Raw genomic sequence first — 5,632 nt, 5'->3', positions numbered from 1 at the left:
GCGTGGGCTCGATCCTCGTGCAGCTCGCGCGCCGCCTGACCGGACTGCGCGTCGTCGGCACGGCCTCGCGCGCCGAGACGCGCGACTGGGTCGAATCGCTCGGCGCGCACGACGTGATCGACCACAGCGTGCCGCTCGACGAGGAACTGCGCCGCATCGGCATCGAACAGGTCGACTACGTCGCGAGCCTGACGCAGACCGACCGTCACTTCGACGCGATCGTCGCCGCGCTGCGGCCGCAGGGCCGCCTCGGCCTCATCGACGATCCGGCCGTGCCGCTCGACGTGCTGAAGCTCAAGCGCAAATCGCTGTCGCTGCACTGGGAGATGATGTTCACGCGCGCGCTGTTCCAGACGCCCGACCAGATCGAGCAGCATCGCCTGCTGAACGCCGTCGCCGACCTCGTCGACGCAGGCACGCTGAAGACGACGCTCGGCGCGCACTTCGGCGCGATCACCGCGGCGAACCTGCGCCGCGCGCACGCGCTGATTGAAAGCGGCACGGCACGCGGCAAGATCGTGCTGGAGGGTTTCGGCGGCTGACGCCGCCGAAGCGCGAGTCGGGGATGGGGAACCGGCAACGCCGGTTTGCGGCTCCAAGGCGTTGCGGCGATGATTGCCGCGCCCCGCCAGCCGAGCCGCTCATGAACCTTGCGCCCGCCTCCTCGCCGCTCCTGTCCGTCGACCCGCACGCGATGGTCGTCAACTGCGTGGCGTACTCGACCGAAACCGGGCAGCGCCTGCGCGACATCACGATCGCGGAGATCAGCGAGGTGCTCAAGGACAAGAACAACTTCGTCTGGGTCGGTCTGCACGAACCCGACGAAAGCCTGCTCGAACGGCTGCAGGAGGAATTCGACCTGCACGAACTCGCGATCGAGGACGCGCACGCGGCGCACCAGCGTCCGAAGATCGAGATCTACGGCGATTCGCTGTTCCTCGTCGTGCACACGGCCCAGGCCGTCGCCGGCAAGATCGAATTCGGCGAGACCCACATCTTCCTCGGCCGCAACTACCTCGTCACGGTGCGCCACGGCGCATCGCTGTCCTACCAGCCGGCGCGGCGCAGCTGCGAGCAGTCGCCGGAGCTGCTCGCGCTCGGGCCGAGCTACGGCCTCTATGCCGTGCTCGACTTCATCGTCGACAACTTCATGCCGATCGTGCGCGAATTCCGCAGCGAGCTGCAGGAACTCGAGAAGGACATCTTCGAGGACACCTTCAAGCGCGACACGATCCGCAATCTGTACGAATTGAAAAAGGAACTCGTGACGCTGCGGCTCGCGGTCGCGCCGCTGCAGGACATCCTGAATCAGCTCATGCGCTTCCATCCGCTGCTGATCAGGGACGACGTGCGGTTGTACTTCCGCGACGTGTCCGACCATGCCGCGCGCATCAACGAGGCGACCGACACGATGCGCGAGATGCTGACCGCGGCGATGAGCGTCAACATGTCGCTCGTGACGGTCGCGCAGAACGAAGTCGTGAAGCGGCTCGCCGGCTGGGCCGCGCTGCTCGCCGCGCCGACGCTGCTTGCGAGCTGGTACGGCATGAACTTCAGGAACATGCCCGAGCTCGAGAACGGCTATCACTATTTCATCGCCGCGACGATCGCGATCATCGGCGGGCTGTTCCTCGTGCTGCGCCGCGCGAAGTGGCTGTGACGGCCGCGCCCGCTTTGCATTTCATGTCGCTGACCGAAACCTGAACGCGGCCCGTGGCAGCTGCGAGGTCGCCTGCCGCCGCGGCAGTGACGCAACGACCGCGCCGGCGATTCCGTACTACCGGGGGAGAATCGCGCGAGGCGACGGCCGTTTTCACGGGACCCGGACCGATGCCGACGACGCCATGCGCCATCGTTTCACGTGCTGCCGCACGCGGCGCCCTCACGCAACCCGACGGTCGCGAGCGCTGTTGCGCGCAGGTGCACAGCTTTGCAGCATTTCACAGTTTCGTTACGATCGGACCGAAGTCCACGCCTGCGACCCTCCCGCATGCCCAACGGCCCAGATCCTGTGCCCGATTCCGCGTCGACGATCGACTCCGAGCTGGCCGCGCGCGTGGCCCGCGGCGACCGGCAGGCGGAAACGACCTTCGTGCGCCGCCATCAGCGCGCCGTCGCGCTCGTGCTGCAGACGCGCGTGCAGCCGGATCGCGTGCACGACCTCACGCAGGAAACCTTCATCGTCGTGATCGCGCGGATGCGCGACAACGGCATTCACGATCCGAACCGCATCGGCGGATTCCTGCGCCAGACGGCGATCAATCTCGCCAACAGCGACCGGCGCAAGATCGTGCGCCAGCGCACCGATACCGACAACGACAGCATCGAAGTGGTCATCGACGAAGCGCTGGGCCCGGCCGACTCGGTGGATCTCGATCAACTCGTGTCGATGATCGGCGAACTCATGGACGAACTCCCGATGCGCCGCGACCGCGAGCTGCTGCAGCGCTATCTCGTGCACGAGGAAGACAAGTTCGCGCTGTGCCGCGAATACGGCCTGACCTCGGAACACTTCGACCGCGTGCTGCATCGCGCGCGCGTGCGGCTGAGAGAGTTGCTCGAAAAACGTCGCGGCAGGCACTGACGCGACGCACGCCGGCCGCGACCGCGGCCGGCGAACGGCTGGAGACATCGATGAACCGCGTTGAATACACCGTGCCGCGCCGGCCTGCGCGGCGGAGACGCCGATGAACGCCGTCGCGCCACCGAGCGAGCGCATCCGCGCCTATCTCGACGGCAGCCTCGACGAACAGGCGCGCGAGGATTTCGAACTCGCGATGTTCGACGACCCCGATCTCGCCGAAGCCGTCGACGCCGAGCGGCTGTTGCGCCTCGGTCTGCGCGAACTCGAAACGCGCCGCACGCGCGTCGACGCAGCTGCAGTCCCGCCGCCGCGCTTCACGGCGCTGCACGGCGTCGCGCTCGCCGCGAGCCTTGCGGTCGGAATCCTGATCGGCGCCTTCGCCCTGCCCTCGCGCATGCCGGCGAGCACGGCGATCGGCGGCAAGACGCTGTTCGCGGCGCTCGGCGTGTCGCGCAGCGCGCCGCCGGACGAACTCGTCATCGACCTGCCGGCCGACACGCCGCAGCTCGTGCTGCAATTCGCACGTCCCAAGCCCTCCGACGTGCGCGACTACACGCTCGAACTCGAACTGCCGGACGGACGCCGCGCGTCGTTCGCGCACCTGCAGCCTGCCTCCGACACGCAGGTCTCGGTCGGACTCACGGCGGAACTGCTGCCGTCCGGCCGCTATCTCGCGCGCCTCGTCGCGATCGGCAACGACGGCAGCCGCCGCGACGACCAGGAACGCCGCTTCTCGCTCAACAAGCTCGCCGCGCCGCGCTGACGCGTCAGGCGGCCGGTGCGGCCGCCGCCGGCGGCGGCTGGCGGCGCGAGGCGACCAGCAGCACGATGCCGAGGACGATCAGCGGCAGCGACAGCACCTGCCCCATCGTCAGCCAGCCGAACGCGAGATAGCCGAGCTGCGCATCGGGTTCGCGCACGAACTCGACCGCGAAACGGAACGTGCCGTAGAGCAGCGCGAACAGGCCCGACACCGCGTAGCGCCGCCGCGGCCTGGCCGAGTACAGCCAGAGCACGACGAACAGCACCACGCCTTCGAGCGCCATTTCGTAGAGCTGCGACGGATGGCGCGCCTCGTGGTTGAGCTGCCCCGCGTGATACATCGCGAGCAGTTCGTCGTGCGTCTTGTTCAGGTGGTCGAGCGTGCGCGGAAAGATCACGCCCCAGGCCGCATCGGTCTTCCGGCCCCAGAGTTCGGCACCGATGAAGTTGCCGAGGCGGCCGAAACCCAGGCCGATCGGCACGAGCGGCGCGACGAAGTCGACCGCGTCAAAAAAGTGCAATTTGTTCTTTCTCGACCAGTACAGCACGGCTGCGAGCACGCCGAGCAGGCCGCCGTGGAACGACATGCCGCCTTCCCAGACGCGAAACAGCGCGACCGGATCGGCGAGGATCTGGTCGAAGCCGTAGAACAGCATGTAGCCGACGCGGCCGCCCAAGATGACGCCGATCATCGCGTAGAAGATCAGGTCCGCGTACTGCTCGTAGCTGACCGGCAGCCGTCCCTGCGCGAGACGGCGCTTGCCGAGCCACCAGCCGAACAGACCGCCCAGCACGTACATGAGCCCGTACCAGTGAATGGCGACCGGGCCGATCGACAGCGCGATCGGATTGATGTCGTGGAAATACGGCATGGGGGATCCGGCGGCGGACGAAGCGCGGATTCTTGTGCAGATGCGACGGCGCGTCCAGTCGCGGCCCGTCCGGTGCCCGGTATACTTCGCGCACCTTTCGACGCGCGGCCACGCCCATGTCGGCACATCGCCTGCTGTTGCTGTTCGTCCTCCTCGTCCACAGCAGCCTCGCTGCCGCGGGCAATTACGCGATCACCGGCCGCGTCACGCGCGCCGACGGCCAGACCCCGATCGCCGACGCGGAAGTCGGCCTGTATCGGCCCGGCTGGATCATTCCGGTGCTGATCGTGCGCACCTGGACCGACGCCAACGGCAACTATGCGCTGTCCGGCGACTGCGAGGCCGGCTGCTACGTCAGCGCCTATCGGGCGCCGTATTTCGGGGCGGCGCAGACACTGGCGAGCCCGGGCACGATCACACTGAACTTCGCGCTGCAGAGTCCTGCGACGATCCGCGGCCAGGTGCGTCACGCGAGCGCCGGCGTCACCCCGATCGCCGTGGAGGCCTGCCGCGACATCGGCGGCGGCGACTATGCGGCCTGCGACAGCGCAAGCACCGATGCGAACGGCGACTACGTCGTCGACGGACTGCTGCCGGGCAACTACCGCGTCTGCACGGTCAACGCCGCGGCGCTCACCCTGCGCATGCAGTGCTACGAACAGCAGGACGCGCCGGCGCTCGCCGGCCTGCAGCAGTTCGACGTCGTCGTGCTCGGCGATGGCGAAACGCGCACCGCGGTCGATTTCGATCTCGTGCAGGGCGCGACGATTGCAGGCCAGATCCGCGACGCGCTGACCGGACAGCCGGTCGCCGGCGAGATCGAGGTCTATGACGAGAACGGCGACCTGCTCTCGGTGTTCGCCGCCGACGGCGACTACCGCACCGGCGGCCTCGCGCCCGGCACGTACTACGTGCGCGCAACCACGCAGTTCAACCTTCCGTTCTTCGTGCCGGTCGGCCATCTGCATGGCGGTGGTCCCTGCAATACGGGCTGTGTGATCACGAGCGGCACGGCGATCACGCTCGATCCGGCGCAGGCCGTCACCGGGATCGACTTCCCGATCGCGCCGCTCGCGACCTTGCATGGCGTCGTGCGCGACGCGCAGACGCAGCAGCCGCTCGAAGGCGTGCGTGTCCGCCAGATGCGCCTCATCGGCATCAGCATTCCGTCGAATCTCGAAACCACGACAGCCGCCGACGGCAGCTATGCGTTCTACGCGTCGCCGAATGCGTCGGTCCGCCTGCATGCCGCGGGCACGAACCAGCACGTCGGCGTGGTCTGGCCCGACCTTCCCTGTCCGAGCAGCTGCGATTTCGTCGGCACGAGCTTCGTCGTTCCGGCCGGCGACAGCATCCGCGACTTCAATCTCGTGGTCGGCGGCACGATCGCGGGACAGGTCGTGCAGACCACACC

At 68.0% G+C, this 5,632-nt stretch carries 6 protein-coding genes; 5 read left to right on the top strand and 1 reads right to left on the bottom strand.

The window, feature by feature from the left end; genetic code table 11:
* The 4 genes from VLF18_RS10255 to VLF18_RS10240 all read left to right on the top strand — a co-directional run.
* Positions 1 to 542: zinc-binding dehydrogenase (locus VLF18_RS10255; RefSeq protein ID WP_325279533.1), on the top strand; the 542-nt coding region annotated here is incomplete at its 5' end.
* Between the two features lie 101 nt (positions 543 to 643).
* The gene (corA, locus tag VLF18_RS10250; RefSeq protein WP_325279532.1) at positions 644 to 1,660 is read left to right on the top strand and encodes a magnesium/cobalt transporter CorA; all 1,017 of its coding nucleotides are present in this window, start codon (positions 644 to 646) and stop codon (positions 1,658 to 1,660) included.
* 351 nt (positions 1,661 to 2,011) lie between these two features.
* Positions 2,012 to 2,584, top strand: a complete 573-nt coding sequence (locus tag VLF18_RS10245) for a sigma-70 family RNA polymerase sigma factor (RefSeq protein ID WP_325279531.1) — start codon at positions 2,012 to 2,014, stop codon at positions 2,582 to 2,584.
* A gap of 103 nt (positions 2,585 to 2,687) precedes the next feature.
* Positions 2,688 to 3,347: a hypothetical protein gene (locus tag VLF18_RS10240; protein WP_325279530.1), complete on the top strand. Its 660-nt coding sequence runs from the start codon at positions 2,688 to 2,690 to the stop codon at positions 3,345 to 3,347.
* A gap of 4 nt (positions 3,348 to 3,351) precedes the next feature.
* On the opposite strand, the gene lgt is transcribed toward VLF18_RS10240, so the two are convergent.
* Positions 3,352 to 4,218: a prolipoprotein diacylglyceryl transferase gene (gene lgt / locus VLF18_RS10235; RefSeq protein ID WP_325279529.1), complete on the bottom strand. Its 867-nt coding sequence runs from the start codon at positions 4,216 to 4,218 to the stop codon at positions 3,352 to 3,354.
* Positions 4,219 to 4,334: 116 nt separating this feature from the next.
* Here lgt and VLF18_RS10230 point away from each other — a divergent pair.
* Positions 4,335 to 5,632 (top strand): hypothetical protein (locus tag VLF18_RS10230; protein WP_325279528.1); only part of this gene is annotated, 1,298 nt, incomplete at its 3' end.

The sequence above is a fragment of the Tahibacter sp. genome (assembly GCF_035481375.1).
Classification (GTDB): Bacteria; Pseudomonadota; Gammaproteobacteria; order Xanthomonadales; family Rhodanobacteraceae; genus Tahibacter.
Note: the sequence above shows the minus strand (reverse complement) of the source record. Positions and strands in the feature narration are given on the sequence as shown.